Source organism: Pacificitalea manganoxidans (assembly GCF_002504165.1).
In the GTDB taxonomy this organism is placed as follows: Bacteria; Pseudomonadota; Alphaproteobacteria; order Rhodobacterales; family Rhodobacteraceae; genus Pacificitalea; species Pacificitalea manganoxidans.
Genome location: NZ_CP021404.1, coordinates 674,440 through 693,921, shown reverse-complemented (window position 1 = coordinate 693,921; position 19,482 = coordinate 674,440). Strand labels below are relative to the sequence as shown.

Here is a 19,482-nt window from a genome sequence, read left to right as displayed (position 1 = left end):
GGAGGCCGCGAGAGCGAGCGCCTGCCCGTCCCCACGGGCTGGCGCTTTGCCATCTCACGCTGACCTCGGGGCGGAGAGGGCCTCGGCCACCATAGAGCGCACCGCCCTCCCGGGGCTGCGCCACCCCACGGGCAGGCTACCGTTGCGCCTAAGGCAACTAGGCATAGAGACTAAGAGAGGCGGCTACAGGAAGCGCAGCCACCCGCGAACCAAGTCAAGCTGGGCAGCACTGCCGCCACGGGCTACCCGTTTTGAATAACACACCCCCGCCCGCGAACAAGCGAAGCGCGCGGGCGAGCGCCTGCCCGCCCCGACGGGCTGGCGCTTTGTCACCGCGCGCCGACCTTCAAAGCGGGGAGGTATGTGGCAGGGATAAAGCGCACCGCTCAGACGCAGCAGCGCCATCCCACGGGCAGGCTACCGTTGCACTTTAAGATAAGACCCGGAAAGAACGGGACGGCGCTCGACACCGCCACCGCGCGAACCTCGCGCACCCGCAGGCTCACGGCGTCCCCCGACCTGCCTCAACCGCAGCCGGTGCTCAGACCAGCGCGCCCTCGGCGGTGATGCGGGTGCGACCGCCGAGCCACGGGTGCAGCGCGGCGGGCAGCGTGACCGAGCCGTCTTCCTGCTGGCCGTTCTCCAACACCGCAATCAGCGTGCGGCCCACCGCAAGCCCGGAGCCGTTCAGCGTGTGCAGGAATTCGGGCTTGCCGCCTTCGGGGCGGTAGCGGGCATTCATGCGACGGGCTTGGAAATCCCCGGCGACGGAGACGGAGCTGACTTCGCGATACTGGTTCTGACCGGGCAGCCAGACCTCCAGGTCGTGGGTCTTGCGCATGCCAAAGCCCAGATCGCCGGTGCACAGCACCATCGTGCGATACGGCAGTTCCAGCTTTTCGAGGATCACCTCGGCGCAGCGGGTCATGCGGTCATGCTCGGCCGCGCTGTCTTCGGGGCGGGTGATCGACACCATCTCGACCTTCTCGAACTGGTGCTGGCGCAGCATCCCGGCGGTGTCACGGCCCGCGCTGCCCGCTTCGGAACGGAAACACTGGGTATGGGCGACATAGCGGCGGGGCAGGCTTGCCTCCTCCACGATCTCGTCATTGACGATATTGGTCAGCGTCACCTCGGCGGTGGGCACCAGCCACCACCCATCGGTGGTGCGGTAGCTGTCCTCGCCGAACTTGGGCAATTGCCCGGTGCCATACATCATCTCTTCGCGGACCAGAACCGGGGTCCAAGTCTCTGCCAGATCATGTTCGGTGACGTGGGTGTCCAGCATGAACTGCGCCAGCGCCCGATGCAGCCGCGCCATCGCGCCGGTCAGCACAACAAAACGCGAGCCCGCCAGTTTCGCGGCGGTTTCGAAATCGAGCCCCTTTTGTGCTGCGGGGATCTGGTAATGCTCCAGCGCGGCAAAGCTCATCTCCCGCGGGGTGCCCCAGCGGCGCAGTTCCACATTGTCGGCCTCATCCGCCCCGTCCGGCGTGGCCGGATCGGGGATGTTGGGCAGACCCATCAGCAATTCCGACAGCCGCGCATCCTCGGCGCGGGCCTCGTCGTTCAGGCGGGCGATCTCGTCCTTCTTGGCGGCGACCAGCGCGCGCAGACGCTCAAATTCGGCCTCGTCGCCCCGGCCCTTGGCGGCGCCGACCTGCTTTGAGGCCGCGTTGCGTTCGGCCTGCGCGGTCTCGGCGGCGGTGATCTTCTCGCGGCGGGCGGTGTCGATGGCGAGGATCTGAGACGACAGGCCCGAAAGCCCACGGCGGGCCATGCCTGCGTCAAAGGCGTCGGGGTTGTCGCGGATCGTGCGGATATCGTGCATCGTCGGCCGTCCTGATGGTTGTTGCGCATCGGTTCGCGCGGGTTATGGCGCATTTGGCGCGGCGGTGCCAGATGCGGCGCGCGTCGGTCGCGCAAGGGGCCCGCAAGGGGGGTGTGACACCACGTCCCGCACGCCCGTGCGCCGCGCCCCTTCCGTTTGGCCTCCGGCGTCCCTAGATCAGCTTGGCTTGCACATTCACTGACCGCGGCCTAGGGTGCGCGCGTTTTCAAAAGCGCGTCTCCGGGGCTGCCCGAGACCCGACACACCAAGCTAAAGGAGCCCCCATGGAAGGCGGTGCCATCGCGCAGTTTCTGCCCCTCATCCTGATCTTCGCGATCATGTATTTCCTGCTGATCCGTCCGCAGCAGAAGAAAATGAAGGAGCATCGGGCCATGGTCGCATCGCTGCGCCGCGGGGATGAGATCATCACCCAAGGCGGGCTGATCGGCAAGGTGTCCAAGGTCAAGGAAGACGGCGAACTGGAAGTCGAAATCGCCACGGGCGTGAAGGTCCGGGTCGTCCAGTCCACCGTCGCTCAGGTCAAGTCGCGGACCGAACCGGTCGCTTCCTGATCCAGCGGATCTGCCCATCGGGGACGGCGGGCCTGCGCCCGGCGTCTCTTCCCTGACGCCCCTCACGCAAAAGGCCCGCCTTCATGCTGAGAATCCCGCTCTTTTCCCGGATCGTCATCATCGGTCTGGTGGTGCTGGGACTGGCCTATGCCATGCCCAACCTGTTTTACCCCCGTGTCGAAAGCCACAATGACGCGGTGCGCACGATCGAAGCCGCTGGCGCCACCCCCGAGGCCGAAGCGGCGCGGGACGGTTGGCCGGGCTGGCTGCCTTCGACCCTCGTGAATCTCGGACTTGACCTGCGCGGCGGTGCCTCGCTGCTGGCCGAGGTGCAGGTGGGCGATGTCTACGCTGACCGCATGGATGGGCTCTGGCCGGAAATCCGCGACAGCCTGCGCGACCTGCGCGATCAGGTCGGTGGCATCCGCCGGGTCGAAGCAGCGCCGGACGAATTGCGCATTCGCCTACAGGAACCCGCGGGCATGGAGGCAGCGCTGGCTGCCGTGCGCGACATCGCGCAGCCCGTCACCTCGCTCACCGGGGCGGGCTCTACCGATATCGTCGTGCGCGGCGAAGGCGATCTGCTGATCGTCACCCTGTCGGAGGCCGAACGCGTCGCCACCGATGACCGCACCATGCAGCAATCGCTGGAAATCGTGCGCCGCCGCGTCGATGAGGCCGGCACCCGCGAGCCGTCGATTCAGCGGCAGGGCGGCGACCGCATCCTGATTCAGGTGCCCGGCGTCGGCTCGGCGCAGGAGATCAAGGATCTGATCGGCACCACCGCACAGCTGACCTTCAACCCCGTCGTGGGCCGCACCACCAACCCCGACGCGCAGGCGGATGCGGGCGATGTCGTGCTGCCCGCCGCGGACGAAGAAGGCGTCTACTACATTATCGAGCGGGCCCCCGTCGTCGGCGGCGAGGATCTGACCGATGCTCAGCCCAGCTTTGACCAGAATGGCCGCCCGGCGGTGTCGTTCCGCTTCAACGGTCCCGGCGCCCGGCGCTTTGGCGACTATACGGCGGAAAACATCGGCTCCCCCTTCGCCATCGTGCTCGATGACGAGGTGATCTCCGCCCCGACCATTCAGGATCATATCGGCTCCGGCTCCGGCATCATCACCGGGGACTTCTCGGTCGAGGAAAGCACCAACCTTGCCGTGCTTCTGCGCGCGGGCGCGCTGCCTGCCGAAATGGTCTTTCTGCAAGAACGGACCATCGGTCCCGAACTTGGCGCGGACAGCATCGAGGCCGGGCAGATCGCCTGTATCGTGGCCTTCATCGCCGTGCTCGGCTTCATGTGGGCCAGCTACGGTCTGTTCGGGATTTTCGCCAATATAGCGCTCATCATCAACGTGGGGCTGATCTTTGGCCTGCTGTCGATCATCGGCGCGACCCTGACCCTGCCCGGCATCGCCGGTATCGTGCTGACGATCGGTATGGCAGTGGATGCCAACGTGCTGATCTTCGAGCGTATCCGCGAGGAGCTAAAAACCGCAAAAGGCCCAAGCCGCGCGATCCAGCTCGGCTATGAGCGGGCCTTGTCGGCGATCATCGATGCCAACATCACCACCTTCCTGACGGCGATCATCCTGTTCGTCATGGGCTCTGGTCCGGTGCGCGGCTTTGCCGTCACGCTGGGGCTTGGCATCCTGACATCGGTGTTCACCGCGATCTGGGTCACCCGTCTGCTGGTGGTGATCTGGTTCGAACGCCGTCGCCCCAAGACAATCACCGTGTAAAGGAGCCGGATCATGCGCCTCAAACTGGTTCCCGACGACACTCATTTCGACTTCTTCCGCTTCTCCAAGCTCACCCTTGGGGCGTCCATTCTGGCGATGGTGATTTCGCTCGTGGCCTTCTTTGCCATGGGTCTGAATTTCGGCATCGATTTTCTGGGCGGCACCACGATCCGCACCGAAAGCAGCCAGCCGGTGGATGTGGCGGCCTATCGCGACGCGGTGCAGGATCTGGGTCTGGGCGACATCTCGATCACCGAGGTGTTCGACCCGACGTTCGGCCCGGATGAAAACGTGGCTCAACTGCGCATTCAGGCGCAGGAGGGCGTGGAAAGCATCCAGCAAGACACCATCAACGCCGTCGAGGCCGCGTTGCAGGAGGTCGATCCTTCCATCACTTTCCCGCAGGTGGAATCGGTCGGTCCCGAAGTGTCCGGTGAACTGATCCAGACTGCCGTTCTGTCGGTGCTGGCGGCCATCGGCGCGGTGCTGATCTACATCTGGCTGCGGTTCGAATGGCAATTCGCCCTCGGCGCCGTCGCGGCCCTTGTCCATGACGTGACCCTCACCATCGGGATCTTTTCCCTGCTGCAGATCAAATTCGACCTCGCCATCATCGCGGCGCTGCTGACCATCGTGGGCTACTCGCTCAACGATACAGTGGTGGTGTTCGACCGGGTGCGGGAAAACCTGCGGAAGTTCAAGAAACGCCCGCTGGAGGAGGTTCTGAGCCTCTCGATCAACGAAACCCTCAGCCGCACGGCCATGACCTCGCTCACCACGCTGATCGCGCTCATCGCGCTGTTCGTTCTGGGCGGCGACGTGATCCGCGGCTTCGTGTTCGCAATGATCTGGGGCATCGTGGTCGGCACCTATTCGTCGGTCTTCGTGGCGTCCGACATCCTGCGGATGCTGGGCGTCAAGCGCGACTGGACCAAGAAGGACGGCGAAGCCGGCACCCAATTCGGAGAAGCGGAGGGCTAAGCCCATGCGCCTGAACGAGATCGAGTATACCGACAGCCTGCCGATCGACGGCTACGGGCCGGGGTTCTTCCGCATCGGCGGGGAGCCTCGGCAGGGCCCGGTTCTGGTGACGCCGTCCGGGCTGATCCCGTGGCAGGGGCTCGACGACATCGCCCCCCTGACCGCCGTTGCGGGACGCGTCGATGTCCTGTTTCTGGGCACCGGCGCCGAAATCGCCCATCCCCCGCGCGCCCTGCGCGAGGCGATGGAGGCGGCGCAGGTCGGACTGGAAACCATGAGCAGCCCGGCGGCGGCGCGCACCTATAACGTGCTTTTGTCCGAAGGGCGGCGGGTCGCCGTGGCACTGATTCCCGTCTGATCCGCGCCACGGACCGGGCCTCGCATCCCAATCGGGGTGCGACCAGCACACGCATAACGTGCATTGCGCGCGCGGGAAGCTCGCGCTGCGCGTGCGGAGTGTCGCGCCAAACCGGCCCTTCTGGCTCACATATGAGTGATATTGAATGTAAACCCGGCGCTTGCGCATCTGGTCACATGGACGCAGACCGCCGGTAACGCTAGGTTCGCTGACGTCGGACGACCCGCATCCCTCAGGGCCGGACGCCGAGCAGTCTATTCGCCAAACGGCAGCATAGCCAACTGAATGCCGAAAAGGAGCTTTCGATGAGCCGTTCCTCCCTCAGCCGCAGGCAGGCCCTGATGATGGGTGCTGCCGGCATGGTCACCCTCGCCGCGCCGCAAATCGTCCGCGCACAGGAAATCCGCCCCTTGGTGCAAGCCAGCGATGACGTCAAACGTAACGCGTCCAGCTTTACCATCCAGCGCTGGCAGGACCATTTCGACAGCCTCGGCAAGACCTCCATCGTCTGCGACACCACCTCGCGTGCGCTGCATTACTGGAACGCCGACGGTTCCGATTACCGGCTCTACCCGACCTCGGTCCCGATGTCCGAAGAGCTGACCCGCCGCGGCTACACCGAAATTGTGCGCAAGAAAGTCGGCCCCGACTGGACGCCCACGCCCTCGATGATGGAGCGCGACCCGACCCTGAAATACACCCCACCGGGCCCCGACAACCCGCTCGGCACCCACGCGATGTATCTCAGCTGGCCCGCCTACCTGATCCACGGCACCCACGACACCCGCAAGATCGGCCGCCGGTCGTCCTCCGGCTGCATCGGTCTTTACAATGAAAAGATCGAAGAACTCTTCGCCATCACCCCCATCGGCGCACAGGTCCGCGTGATCTGATCCGCCCGAGGGTTTCGGTATCCCAAACGGCCCGGTGCAAAGCGCCGGGCCGTTTTCGTTCACGACCCCCGCGCGCAGGTGCCGCCCGCCCGGCGGACAGCAGTCAAAGCGCAACGCCAGCCTGCCCGCGGGATGGCGCCGCGACGCGTGATCGGCGCAACGGGAGCCTGTCCGTGGGGTGGCGCCGCAACGCATGATCGGCGCACTTTATGCTGCCACACCCCTCCCCGACCCGAGGTCAGCGCAAGATGACAAAGCGCCAGCCCGCCGGAACGGGCAGGCGCTCGCCCCGCGCCTTCGGCTTGTTCAAGGCGGTTGCGCTTAGCTCGAAAGGACAAGCCGCATCTGGATCGATTTGTAAGCGCAACGCCAACCTGCCCGTGGGATGGCGCTGCAACGACTGAACCGCGCGCTTTATGCTGCCACACCCCCTCCCCGCCCCGAGGTCAGCGCCAGATGACAAAGCGCCAGCCCGCGAGGACGGGCAGGCGCTCGCCCGCGCGGCCTGCGGCCTTGTTCGCGGGCGGTCTCTCTGTAGCTCAACGCAAGCCTGCCTGCGGGGTGGGGCTCTACCAACAGACCGGTGCATTTGGGCGGCCCTCAACATCCCCCCAGCGGTCAGCGCGGAAAAGGGAACGGCAGCCTCCTCGGACGGGCAGGTGCTCCCCTCGCGCGGGCTCCCCGCGGTGCGCCATCGGCGGCGCAGTCCCGCCGCTCCGCAGGCGCCAGCCCCGCCCCCACCGCTCCCCAGCGCATACTCAACCAGCGCGGCGGAACCCGGCCCATCGCCCGGCGTTGGCACAGCATGAACCGCGCCCTTGCCCTTATCTGCTTCGTCGCCGCCGTGGCCTTCGCCATCTCGCCCCTGCTCACACCGGGGTTCAACGGCTTTTCCCCCGATCAATTCCCCGTGCCGCAGGTCGATCCGCCGATCCAGCCGGCGGGCTGGGCGTTTTCGATCTGGGGGCTGATCTATGCGTGGCTGATCCTTGGCACCGGCTTCGGCCTTCTCAAGCGCGCGGAAGACGCAAGCTGGGCCCCGCATCGCCTGCCCCTTGCAATCTCGCTGGTGCTTGGCACCGGCTGGCTACCCTTGGCCGTGATATCACCGGTTTGGGCGACGGTGCTGATCTGGATCATGCTCGCCACCGCGCTCTGGGCATTGCGCGCCTGCACCACCAGCGACCGCTGGCTGCAACAAGCCCCCATCGCGATCTATGCAGGCTGGCTGACGGCGGCCTCGGTCGTGGCGCTGATGCTGTGCCTTGCGGGGTATGACATCGGCTTGGGCATGACGGGATGGGGCTGGATCGGGCTCGCCCTCGCCACCGGCCTTGCCGTCACGGTGCAGCGCCTGAGCCCCCACGCCCCGGAATACGGGCTGACGGTGATCTGGGCGCTCACAGGCGTCATCGCCGCAAATTGGGGCGATTGGCTGTTTGTGCTGGGCGCTGTGCTTGGCCTCGGCATCGTGGGCTGGGCGATCATCGCCACCCGGCAGGAGCGCGGCTGACCGCGCTGTCCTGTATAACCCCGCCTTGACCGTGCCGCACGGCGCGAGCCCGCCTGACCGCGCCACCCGGTCTGGACCTCTCCGCCCTCGGCCCGTATCACGCCCGAGCAATTTAGGCGCGGGGCCCCGGACCATGTTCACCTACTTCAAACATCTCCAGCACAACGCGGCCAAGAAGCGCGAGCAGCGCGACACCCGCGACCCGGCCGATTGGATGGCCCGCAATCCGCTGGCCCCGGCCTCGCCTCGGGCACAGATGAGCGTGCGTTTCATGACCCCGCTGATTGGGCGCGACAAATCCAATGACTGGCAGACCGTCTGCCGCTGGGTTCAATTGACGGGCGAAAGCCTGCTGCGCCAGACCGATCCCAACTGGGACTGGGTGATCTGTGGGCAGGACCGCCCCGAAAGCCTGCCTGACGACCCCCGCGTGACCTTTGTGCCGTTTCCCTTCCCAACCGGTGGCGCGATCAGTGACAAGAACCGCAAAAAGCGTATGGCGATCCGGCACATGGCCCATCAGCCGCCCCGGGATGGCTATCTGTTCATGCTCGACGCGGACGATATCTGCCATCCGGCGCTGGTGGAGTATATTCTGGGCGACAATAACGGCCACGGCTACTACCTGCCGCATGGCTGGATGGCCGATGTCGCCGCGCGCAAGCTGATGCCTCTGGGCCAACCGGCCCAAGGCTACAGCTCCGCGCAGCCGTTTTTCAAAACCTGCGGCTCGTCGGCTGCGGTGCGCTTCGACACCCGCCGTGGCCCGTCCGGGGCTGGCCCGGCCCATGAACGCGGCCGCCACGCGCAGCTGGTCGAAAATGTCGCGCGCTACGGCCTGACCCTACAGCCGGTGCCGTTCGACGCGATGATCTATTGCTTCAACCACGGCGACAACACCCAAGCCCTGCGCGGCGCCACCGAAAGCCGCGTCGCCCGCATCGCCGAAAACGCTGTCCACGCGGATATGCAGGCCGACATCCTCACCCGCTTTGGCCTGACCGACACGCCTGAATTCTAGCCCCTCCGCCCCGCCACCGGCGGCGCGGTAGCGCAACGGAGCCTGCCCGTGGGATGGCGCTGATACGGCTGAACAGCGCGCTTTATCCCGGTCAAACCCCTCTCCGCTCTGAGGTCAGCGCGAGATGGCAAAGCGCCAGCCCGTGGGGACGGGCAGGCGCTCGCCCCGCGCCTTCGGCTTATTCGGGGCGGTCTCTCTGTAGCTCAACGGGAGCCTGCCCGTGGGGTGGCGCTGCAACGACTGAACCGCGCGCTTTATGCTGCCACACCCCTCCCCGCTCCGAGGTCAGCGCGAGAGAACAAAGCGCCAGCCCGCCGGGACGGGCAGGCGCTCGCCCCGCGCCTTCGGCTTATTCGGGGCGGTCTCTCTGTAGCTTAACGACAGCCTGCCCGTGGGGTGGCGCTGCAACGACTAAGCGGCGCGCTTTATGCCAACACACCCCTCTCCGCTCGGAGGTCAGCGTGAGATGGCAAAGCGCCAGCCCGCAGGGACGGCAGGCGCTCGCCCGCGCGGCCTGCGGCCTTGTTCGCGGGCGGTCTCTCTTTAGTTCGACGCGAGCTTACCCTTTGCGTGGTCTGGCCCAAACCGGATCGCCCCACCCTGCGGAAGCGCCCCCACCCCACGAAAAAGGCGCACCGCGTTTCCGCGATGCGCCTTTTCTCATTTCTCGTCGGCGGGCTTCTTGCCCAGATGCTTGCGCAGCCGCGATGGCGTGGACTTCTTGCGATCCTTGTAGGGGTTCTTGTCCGCCTGCGAGCGGAAGGTGAACCGGATCGGCGTGCCGGGCATGTCGAAATCCTCGCGCAGCCCGTTGACCAAATAGCGTTTGTAGCTTTCGGGCAGCTTCTCGGGGAAGGAGCACATGGCCACGAATGCGGGCGGGCGGGTCTTGACCTGCGTCATGTAGCGGATCTTGATCCGGCGGCCGCCCGGCGCGGGGGGCGGGTGCGCCTCGACCATCGCCGACAGCCACTGGTTCAGGCGCGCGGTCGTCACCCGGCGGTTCCACACCTCATGGGCGCGCAGGATCGCCTCGCGCAGCCGTTCCAGACCGCGCCCGGTGCGGGCCGACACGGTGATCAGCGGGGCGCCACGCAATTGCGGCAGCAGGCGCGCGAACTCTTCCTTCAGCTCGGCGAGCTTCTCCTGCTTGTCGTCCTCGACATCCCATTTGTTGACGGCGATGACGACGGCGCGGCCCTCGCGCTCGGCCAGATCGGCGATGCGCAGATCCTGCTGCTCGAATGGGATCGACACGTCCAGAAGGACCACGACCACCTCGGCGAATTTCACCGCGCGCAGACCATCGGAGACGGACAGCTTTTCAAGCTTCTCCTGCACCTTGGCCTTCTTGCGCATCCCGGCGGTGTCAAAGATCCGCATCGGGGTGCCGGTCCAGTCGATCCGCAGCGAAATCGAATCGCGGGTGATCCCGGCTTCGGGGCCGGTCAGCAGACGCTCCTCGCCCAAGATCTTGTTGATGAGCGTGGATTTCCCGGCATTGGGACGCCCGACCACGGCCACCTGCAACGGCTTGGCATTGGTCGGCACGCGGGCGGCGGTGGTGACATCCGGCCCGGCTTCGTAATCGCCGTCTTCTTCCAGTTCCAGATCGGTATCGGGCGCTTCGGCCTCGGCCCGCTTCTTGAAGGCGTCCGATAGCGGCATCAGCATGGAATAGAGGTCATTGAACCCTTCGCCATGCTCCGCGCTCAGGCGGATCGGCTCACCGAGACCCAGACCATAGGCTTCATAGACCCCCGCGTCGGCGGCGGAGCCTTCGGCCTTGTTGGCGGCAAGGATCACATGCGCGTTCTTGCGCCGCAGGATATCGGCGAAAATCTCGTCCGTCGGCGTCACCCCGGCACGGGCGTCGATCACGAACAAACAGATATCGGCCATCTCGACCGCCCGTTCCGTCAGCTTGCGCATCCGGCCCTGCAGGCTTTCGTCGGTGGCCTCTTCCAGACCGGCGGTGTCGATTGCGGTGAATCGCAGATCGCCCAGCCGTGCCTCGCCTTCGCGCAGGTCACGGGTCACGCCCGGTTGGTCGTCGACCAGCGCCAAACGCTTGCCGACAAGGCGGTTGAACAGGGTGGACTTGCCCACATTGGGACGGCCCACGATAGCGAGGGAGAAGGTCATTTCGGCCTCCGAATTGCGCGGAAGGCCCCCACTACACCCTAATCCGCCTAGCGGAAAGCGTTGAGTTGGCCGTTTCCGGAAACGATGTAGAGCGTGCCATTGACGACGATCGGGTTCGACGACGCGCCGCCGGGCAGTTCGGTGGTAGAGGTCAGCGCCCCGGTGGCAGGATCGAAGCTGCGGATCAGCCCGTCATCGGACGCCACCAACAGACGCCCCCCGGCCAGAATCGGGCCATAATGGGCGAACACGGCCTTGCGGCGCTTGATCTTGGATTTCTTGTAATAGGGCAGTTCGACCGACCAGATCGTCGCCCCCGTCGCCGCGTCCAGCCGCACCAGATGCGCCTCGTCGGACACAAGGAAAACCGACCCCGCCACCGGCCAGACCGGGGAATAGGCGCCTTCCAGCGCGGTCCATTTGCGGGTGCCGCTGGCCACGTCGAACGCAGCGGTGCGCCCGCCTTGGGTCCCGACATAGACCGTAGTGCCGTCGATGACCGGATCACCCGTGATATCGGTGATATCCGCATAGGCGCGGCCCCGGCGTTCGCCCGCGATCTGCGCGCCCCAGCGGCGGATGCCGCTTTGCTTCAGCGCCGTCACGATTTCCGAGGTGCCCAGCGGGAAGATCACCGAATCCGATGACACTGCCGGGGCGGAACCGCCCACCATGACCGATGTCGTGGGAATGCCCGGCATCTGCCATTCCAGCCGCCCGGTGGTGGCATTGATCGCAAAGGCGCGGTTGTCGCGCGACACGACATAGACCATGCCATCGGCGACCGTCGGCGTGCCGGCCACCGGCGCGTCGAAATCCTGCTCCCAGACCACGCCGCCCGTGGCGGGGTCCAGCGCCGTCACTTCGCCATAGCCGCTGGACGCAAATACCAGCCCATTGCCATAGGCCAGCCCGCCGCCCGAAATCACCGGCCCGCGCGACGCGCCCGGCACCAGACTATGCGACCACAGCCGCGCGCCGTTGGGCGCCGTAGCGACGACCGTCGCGGCGCTGTCGATGGTGTAGATGCGCCCGGCGGCGAAAATCGGATCGGCGGTGATCTTCTGCTTGCGCTTGTCGCCCTCGCCGATCTTCACCGACCATTGCCGCGCCAGCGTGCCCGAGCGCAGCGCCAGATGGCCGGTCTTGTGACTGACGGAGCCGTTGCGATGGGTCCACTCGCCAAGGTTCACGGTGCCCGGCAGCGCGATCGCGCGGGAAATCTGCGCATCCGCAGGGGCCACGCCCTCCTCCACGACGCCGCTCAGCGCGCCGCGCACGGTTTCGCGCTCTCCGGGGAGGATCAGCTCGCGTTCACACGCTGCCGTCAGCGCCACAAGCGCCACCGATGCGATCAATGACAGTGCCTTCACCGCTCTCGTCCCCTCATTCCTTCCGCCGCCGACCTGTCGCCGGTCAGAGCCACGTCACGCGGCCCGGCTTTTGCTTTGCGCCCCTTGCGGGGTGCCGGTTCCGAAGCGCGCGTCAGGGCAGCTTAGCCCTGATCCGCTTCCGTATCGTTCGTCTCCGCCGGGGCTGCGTCCGTATCCTCGGTCGCGGCCGGCGGGGTCGTGCTTTCGGGGGCGGCGGCAGGCGCGGCTGCCGGTTCCGTCCCGGTCTCCGGCGCAGCGCTGTCCGGCGCGACCTCGGCCCCGGCATCCGCCGCGGGCGCGGCCGCAGGCTCTGCCACGCGCGCGGTCGGCGCGGCAGGCGCGCTCGGCGTGGTTTCGGCCCGGTCCTCTGCACCGGCGGTCCCGTTGGGATCGCCACCCAGCGCCACAATCAACTGGGAAACGCGCTGACGCAAGCCCGCAGTCAGGCCGTTTTCCTGCAACAGCGCCTGCGCGCCATCCAGCGCGGCGCCGGTCTCGCCAGCGGCGGCCAGTTCCACGACCTTCTGTTCCAGAGCCAACAGCCGATAGGGCGCGCCCGGCGCGCTCAGCCGTTCGAACATCGCGGCACGGTCGGCATCGCTCAGATAGCCTTCGGGCGCGGTCAGCAGCAGCTTGTAGCCCGCCAGATCGCTATAGATCGCATCGGCGGAGCCATCCGCCGCCAGTTCAGCCAGAATATCGGCGGCCTCATCGGGGGTGTCTGCGGCCAGCGCCGCAGCCGAGGCCAGCAGTTCCGCCACCGGTGCCGCGCTTTCGGGCACATCGCTGTCGAGAAGCGCATTCTGCCGTTCCGCCGGGTCTTCGATCTCCTGCGCGGTGGCCAGCGCGTCGCCCGCGGCCTGTGCCAGCGATGCCTCGCGCGCCTTGCGCCATTCGTTCCAGGCCGCGCCACCGACGATCAGGATGACCACGACCACCGCGATCCAGCCATAGCGGCGGATCAAGGTGTAGGTGCGGTCGCGGCGGACCTCTTCCGAGACTTCGTCGATGAAACTGTCGGTCTGGCTCATCTTATCCTCTCGTGCCCCGCATCCGGCTGTGCAAGGGGCGGCAACCGGCCGGAAAATCGCCCCCCTCTTAACGCAGCCGGTGGGCGCTGGCCAGACCCGCGCGCGTGCTGGGTAAGCTCCGCGGATCGCGCAGCCAAACCGGTGAAGATCCCGTCACCACAGCGCACCGCGTGGCCCCGTTGGGCGCGGCCCCGCCGAAATTCGCGGCCCAAACCCTTACCGACCTGTAAATTGTTTCGCGTGCGAAACAATTGGGACAGGCCCGCTGACCTGCCCGGCTGGGCCCCGCGGCGCGAATCCCCCCCCTTGCCGGACATCCGTTACGGACGCGGGCGACGGATGGATGCGCCGGGTAGGGCCGCAATGCGCAAGGCGCCGAAAACCCGCAAACTGCCCGCCCCCGCAGCGCCCCTGCTCCGTTCGGGTCACACTCCCCCGGCATCAGCGCCGCAGGCCCGTATTCAATCTTGTGTTATAATCCGCCGCTTCCTAATTTGAACCGGGCGGTTCAGCACCGGCGTCCGGATCCGGCCCCGCCCCCGTCACGCACCCGACGTGTCAACGGTGAGCGGTTAACGAAAGCGGAACGGCCAATGCGCATTTTCTCCATCCTTGCGGCGGCACTGGTCGTCGTGGGTCTCTATTTTCTGGTGCTGGATCGCGAGCGTCTGATGCAGTTCGCCGGGGTCACCGCCCCGCCCGACGCCGCGCCAGCAGACGCCGCGGCTGATCCCGCGCCCGATGCCGCCCCCGACGCGACCGCCGAAGCCGCCGCCCCCGATGCCGATGTGGATGCCGACGCCGCCCGCCCGGTATCCGTCGTGGCGCTTCATTCGCAGGCACAGGTCATCGACAGCGCCGTGCGCCTGCGCGGCGAAACCTCCGCGGCGCGCGAGGTCACGGTGCGCGCCGAAACCACAGGACAGGTCGTGTCCGACCCCCTGCGCAAGGGCAGCTTCGTCGAGGCCGGTCAATTGCTGTGCGAGGTCGATCCCGGCACGCGCGAGGCGCAACTGGCCGGGGCGCGCGCCGCCCTCGCCGAAGCGCGCGCCCGCCTGCCCGAAGCACAGGCCGGCGTCACCGGCGCCGAAGCCGCGGTGGAAGAGGCGCAAATCAACGAAACCGCCTCCTCCCGGCTCAGTCAGGGCGGCTACGCGTCTGACACGCAACTCGCCTCCGCCCGCGCGGCGCTGTCCTCGGCGCAGGCGCAATTGGAATCGGCTCGCTCCGGCGTCGAATCTGCCCGCTCCGGCATCCAATCCGCCGAAGCGCAACTGGCCGCCGCCCAGCGCGAAATCGAACTGCTGCAAATGCATGCGCCCTTTGCGGGCCTGCTGGAATCCGACACCGCCGAACTAGGCAGCCTGCTGCAACCCGGCTCCGACTGCGCCACGGTGATCCAGCTTGACCCGATCAAGCTGGTGGGCTTCGTGCCCGAAACCTCGGTCGATAAGATCGCCCCCGGCGCCACCGCCACCGCGCGGCTGATCTCGGGGCGCGAGGTCACCGGGCAGGTCACGTTCCTGTCGCGCTCCGCCGATCCCACCACCCGCACCTTCCGCATGGAGGTCGATGTGGAAAACGCCGATCTGGCGATCCGCGACGGGCAAACCGTGGATCTGACCATCGCGTCCGATGGCGCGCCCGCGCATCTGGTGCCGTCCTCCGCGCTGACGCTCAACGATGACGGGGTGCTGGGCCTGCGCACGGTGACGCAGGGCGACATCGCCCGCTTCGTGCCCGTCTCGGTCGTGCGCGACACGTTGCAGGGCAGCTGGGTCACCGGCCTGCCCGACCGCGCCGACATCATCGTGCTGGGTCAGGAATATGTGTCCGACGGCGTGCCCGTCACCCCGCATTACCGCGAGTCCGGCCTGTGACCGGGCTTGTCGATTGGGCCGCCGCCCGCGCGCGGATGGTCCTAGCCTTCATCGTGCTGTCGCTGGCCGCAGGGGGTTTCGCCTATGTGAACCTGCCCAAGGAAGGCGAGCCGGATATCGAAATTCCGGCGGTGTTCATCTCCGTCCCCTTTCCCGGCATCTCCGCCGAAGACGCGGAGAAGCTGCTGATACGCCCGATGGAAACCGAGATGGCCGATCTCGACGGGCTGGACAAAATGACCGGCGTCGCGACCGAAGGCTACGCCAATCTGGTGATGGAATTCGAATTCGGCTGGGATAAATCCGCGACGCTGGCCGATGTGCGCGCTGCGATGAACACCGCCGAGACCGCGTTTCCCGAAGGCGCCGACAATTACACCATCGGGGAAATCAACTTCTCCGAATTTCCGATCCTGATCGTCACCCTGTCGGGCAACCTGCCCGAACGCACGCTGTTGCAGGTGGCCAATGATCTGCAAGACCGGCTGGAGAAGCTCGACCCGGTGCTGGAGGCCGCGCTGGCGGGCCACCGCGACGAGATGGTCGAAATCACCATCGATCCACTGAAACTTGAATCCTACAACGTCACGGCGGGCGAGTTGATCAATGTCGTGGTCAACAACAATCAGCTGATCGCGGCGGGCGAGATCACGACGGAGGCGGGCGCGTTTTCGGTCAAGATTCCCGCCAGCTTCGACAAAACGCAGGACATCTACAGCCTGCCCGTCAAACGCAACGGCGACCGGCAGGTCACGCTGGGCGATCTGGCGGAAATTCACCTGACCTTCGAGGATCGCGCGGGCACGGCCCGGTTCAACGGCGAACGCACGGTCGCGTTGCAGGTGTCCAAGCGCAAAGGCTTCAACGTCATCGACACCGCCGCGCTGGTCCGCGAAACCGTGGCACAGGCCCAGCAGACATGGCCCGAGGAACTGCGCCAATCGGTGATCGTCACCGCCTCCAACGACCAAAGCTTTACCGTCAATTCGATGGTGCAGCAGCTGGAAGGCTCGGTGCTGACGGCGATTGCGCTGGTGATGATCGTGATCCTCGCCGCGCTGGGGCCGCGGCCCGCACTGCTGGTGGGGTTTGCGATCCCGACCTCGTTCCTTCTGTGTTTCGTGCTGCTCGGCGTGATGGGAATTACCATTTCCAACATCGTGATGTTCGGGCTGATCCTTGCCGTGGGGATGCTGGTCGATGGCGCGATCGTGGTCGTCGAATATGCCGATAAGCGCATCTCCGAAGGCTCCGGGCCGATGCATGCCTATGTCGAAGCCGCCAAGCGCATGTTCTGGCCGGTGATCTCCTCCACCGCGACGACGCTTTGCGCTTTTCTGCCGATGCTGTTCTGGCCCGGCGTGCCCGGCGAATTCATGGGCATGTTGCCGGTGACGCTGATCTTCGTGCTGTGTGCGTCGCTGATCGTCGCGCTGATCTACCTGCCGGTGATGGGCGGCGTGTCGGGGCGGATGTCGCGCAGCTTCGAGCGCACGGCACAGGCGCTGCGCCGGGGTCTGCCGTGGGTGATCCGCGCGGCCTTGGTGCCCGCCTTTGCCTATCTGACCTTTCTGGGCGCGATGCAGTTGCTCAACCCCGGCTATGTGTTTGACGGCGTGTCGCCGCTGCCGGAACTTGTGCAATGGGTGCCCGGCGCAGCGGCGTTCCTGCTGGGCGCGCTTGGCACCTCGATCAGCCTTGGCGCGGCGCGGATCGAACGCCGCCGCCGCCGGGTTCGGGCGGGCCATCGGCGCAGCGCGTTCGGCTGGCTCATCACCGCCATCGCGGGCAATCCAGTGATGCCGCTGGTGACCATCGGCGCGGTCATCGCCTTTATCGTCGCGGTGTTCGGCTATTACGGCCAGCACAATAACGGCGTCGAATTCTTTGCGCCCTCCGAGCCGGAGCAGGCCATTGTCTATGTCCGCGCGCGCGGCAACCTATCCCTGCCCGAAAAAGACGCGCTGGTCGCCGAGGTCGAGCAGGTGATCCTTGCCACCAAGGGCGTCGAAAGCGCCTTTGCCTTTGCGGGCGAAGGCGGGCTCAATTCCAACACCGGCGGCGCACAAAGCCCGCTCGACACGATCGGTCAGGTGCAGCTGGAACTGGTCCGCTGGGAAGACCGCCCGCGCCACGCCACCGACGGCTGGTGGGTGCTGGATGGCGAGGAGGTCGACGCCGAATATGACGGCGATTATGTGCTGGCCGAATTGCAGCGCCGCATCGCGGAGATCCCCGGCATTCAGGCCGAAGTGCTGAACCTGTCGATGGGCCCGGCCTCGGCCAAGCCGGTGCATCTGCGGCTGACCGGCGACCGGCTCGACACGCTGGAGGAGGCCGTGGGCATCGTGCGCGCGCGCTTCGACGCGACGCCGGGATTGCAGGATGTCGATGACACCCGCCCCCTGCCCGGCATCGATTGGCAGATCGACGTCGATGTGGAGAAGGCCGGACGCTACGGTGCCGATGTGGCCACCGTCGGCGCGATGGTGCAGCTGGTGACGCGGGGCATTTTGCTGGACACCATGCGGGTGCCGTCGTCGGACGAGGAAATCGACATCCGCGTGCGCCTGCCCGAAGAAGATCGGGTTCTGTCCACGCTCGATAGTCTGAAGGTCCGCACCACCGAAGGTCTGGTGCCGCTGTCGAATTTCATCACCCGCCAGCCTGTCGCCAAGCTGGGCCGGATCGAGCGCATCGACGGCGCACGCTACATGGACATCAAGGCAGGCGTCAGCGCCACGCCCGTCGCCCTGACGCTGGCGGATGGCGAAACGGTCACGCAGGTGCCCAACCCCAACGAACGGATCGCCCGCCTGACCGAATGGCTGGAGCAGGATCAGCCGCTGCCGCCGGGCGTCGAATGGGAATGGACCGGCGATCAGGAGGATCAGGCCGAAAGCGGTCAGTTCCTGATGCGCGCCTTTGCCGCCGCGCTGGGGCTGATGTTCATCATCCTGCTGGCGCAGTTCAACAGCTTCTACAACGCGGTGCTGGTGCTCCTGGCGGTGGTGCTCTCCACCGCGGGCGTGCTGATCGGGATGCTGGTCATGGGGCAGTCGTTTTCGATCATCATGACCGGCACCGGCATCGTCGCGCTGGCCGGGATCGTGGTGAACAACAACATCGTGCTGATCGACACCTATCAGGAATATTCCTCCTACATGCCCCGGATCGAAGCGGTGATCCGCACCGCCGAGGATCGCCTGCGTCCCGTGCTGCTGACCACCATCACGACCATGGCGGGTCTGGCGCCGATGATGTTCGGGCTGAGCCTCGATTTCTTTGGCGGCGGCTATTCGATCGACAGCCCCACCGCGCTGTGGTGGAAGCAGCTGGCCACGGCGGTGGTGTTCGGTCTGGGCATCGCGACGGTGCTGACGCTGGTCTTCACGCCGTCGATGCTGGCGCTGCGCATCTGGCTGGGCGTGGGCGCGTATAAGACGCTGCGCGGCTTGCGTGCACTGTCTTTGGGCCGGGGCAGCAAGGCCGCCCGCGACGTGGCGCTCACCCGCGCCGCCCGCCGCATCCGCCACCCCGAAATCCTGTGGGACGACACGGCGGAGCACAGTGCGCGCGCCACCGACGCTGGTGCCGGCGTTAGTGCGGACGCTGGTGCCGCTGCCAGTGCGGACGAAGACGCCCCCGCCGATCCGCACCCCGCATCCCCCCCGCTGCGCGCCGCCGAGTAACCTGCGGGCCGGGCAGCTTGCCGCGCGTCCTCAGGGAGTAGCGGCAGGCGGAACCGCCGATGGACCGCGCGTGCTCCGCGCACCGGCTCAGACGCACCGCCAGCCTGCCCGTGGGTGGCGCTGCTGCGGCTGAGCGGTGCGCTAGATAGGGGCCAAGTCTCTCATCGCTCCGAGCTTGGCGCGGGGGTTGCCAAGCGCCAGTCCGCAGGGACGGGCAGGCGCTCGCCCGCGCGGCCTGCAGCCTTGTCCGGGAGCGGTTGTCCTGGAGCGCAACGGTAGCCTGCCCGTGGGATGGCGCTCCGACGGCTGAGCGGGTGTGCTTTATGGTTAGGTGCTCCTCTCCGCTCCGAGGTCAGCGTGAGGTAGCCAAGCGCCAGCCCGCGGGGACGGGCAGGCGCTCGCCCGCGCGGCTTCTCCTTGTTCGCGGGCGGGTTCGCTGAGGTCTGA

General features: G+C 66.7%; 13 protein-coding genes. 9 read left to right on the top strand and 4 right to left on the bottom strand.

All coding sequences use genetic code 11. The features are described 5' to 3' along the window. Positions 1-541: 541 nt before the first annotated feature. Complete coding sequence (gene serS / locus CBW24_RS03185) at positions 542-1,831, bottom strand: serine--tRNA ligase (protein ID WP_097372650.1); 1,290 nt, start codon at positions 1,829-1,831, stop codon at positions 542-544. Between the two features lie 284 nt (positions 1,832-2,115). On the opposite strand from serS, the gene yajC reads away from it, so the two are divergent. The 7 genes from yajC to CBW24_RS03155 all read left to right on the top strand — a co-directional run bounded on the left by yajC (position 2,116) and on the right by CBW24_RS03155 (position 8,914). Further along, positions 2,116-2,403, top strand: coding sequence for a preprotein translocase subunit YajC (yajC, locus tag CBW24_RS03180; RefSeq protein WP_088662307.1), 288 nt, complete (start codon positions 2,116-2,118; stop codon positions 2,401-2,403). 83 nt (positions 2,404-2,486) lie between these two features. Next, positions 2,487-4,148 (top strand): protein translocase subunit SecD, encoded by a 1,662-nt coding sequence (secD, locus tag CBW24_RS18575; RefSeq protein WP_088662308.1) that lies wholly within the window; start codon positions 2,487-2,489, stop codon positions 4,146-4,148. 12 nt (positions 4,149-4,160) lie between these two features. Continuing rightward, positions 4,161-5,129 (top strand): protein translocase subunit SecF, encoded by a 969-nt coding sequence (gene secF / locus CBW24_RS18570; RefSeq protein WP_088662309.1) that lies wholly within the window; start codon positions 4,161-4,163, stop codon positions 5,127-5,129. A 4-nt stretch (positions 5,130-5,133) separates the two neighbouring features. Beyond that, positions 5,134-5,487, top strand: coding sequence for an Mth938-like domain-containing protein (locus CBW24_RS03170; protein WP_097372649.1), 354 nt, complete (start codon positions 5,134-5,136; stop codon positions 5,485-5,487). Positions 5,488-5,792: 305 nt separating this feature from the next. Then, complete coding sequence (locus CBW24_RS03165; RefSeq protein WP_088662311.1) at positions 5,793-6,380, top strand: L,D-transpeptidase; 588 nt, start codon at positions 5,793-5,795, stop codon at positions 6,378-6,380. Between the two features lie 805 nt (positions 6,381-7,185). After that, positions 7,186-7,893 (top strand): TspO-related membrane protein, encoded by a 708-nt coding sequence (locus tag CBW24_RS03160; RefSeq protein WP_097372648.1) that lies wholly within the window; start codon positions 7,186-7,188, stop codon positions 7,891-7,893. A 133-nt stretch (positions 7,894-8,026) separates the two neighbouring features. After that, the gene (locus CBW24_RS03155) at positions 8,027-8,914 is read left to right on the top strand and encodes a glycosyltransferase family A protein (protein WP_097372647.1); all 888 of its coding nucleotides are present in this window, start codon (positions 8,027-8,029) and stop codon (positions 8,912-8,914) included. Between the two features lie 660 nt (positions 8,915-9,574). Here CBW24_RS03155 and der read toward each other — a convergent pair. The 3 genes from der to CBW24_RS03140 form a co-directional block, all read right to left on the bottom strand. Then, entirely contained in the window at positions 9,575-11,059 is a 1,485-nt protein-coding gene (gene der / locus CBW24_RS03150; protein ID WP_088662314.1) for a ribosome biogenesis GTPase Der, read from the bottom strand. 47 nt (positions 11,060-11,106) lie between these two features. After that, the gene (locus CBW24_RS03145; protein ID WP_088662315.1) at positions 11,107-12,432 is read right to left on the bottom strand and encodes a PQQ-like beta-propeller repeat protein; all 1,326 of its coding nucleotides are present in this window, start codon (positions 12,430-12,432) and stop codon (positions 11,107-11,109) included. Positions 12,433-12,554: 122 nt separating this feature from the next. Continuing rightward, positions 12,555-13,463 (bottom strand): tetratricopeptide repeat protein, encoded by a 909-nt coding sequence (locus CBW24_RS03140; RefSeq protein ID WP_198405220.1) that lies wholly within the window; start codon positions 13,461-13,463, stop codon positions 12,555-12,557. A 593-nt stretch (positions 13,464-14,056) separates the two neighbouring features. On the opposite strand from CBW24_RS03140, the gene CBW24_RS03135 reads away from it, so the two are divergent. Both CBW24_RS03135 and CBW24_RS03130 read left to right on the top strand, forming a co-directional pair. Then, positions 14,057-15,343: an efflux RND transporter periplasmic adaptor subunit gene (locus CBW24_RS03135; protein ID WP_097372646.1), complete on the top strand. Its 1,287-nt coding sequence runs from the start codon at positions 14,057-14,059 to the stop codon at positions 15,341-15,343. Continuing rightward, positions 15,340-19,035 carry an efflux RND transporter permease subunit gene (locus tag CBW24_RS03130; protein WP_097372645.1) on the top strand — a complete coding sequence of 1,232 codons (3,696 nt, stop codon included), beginning with the start codon at positions 15,340-15,342 and terminating at the stop codon, positions 19,033-19,035. The genes CBW24_RS03135 and CBW24_RS03130 overlap by 4 nt, the downstream gene beginning before the upstream one ends. Positions 19,036-19,482 lie beyond the last annotated feature (447 nt).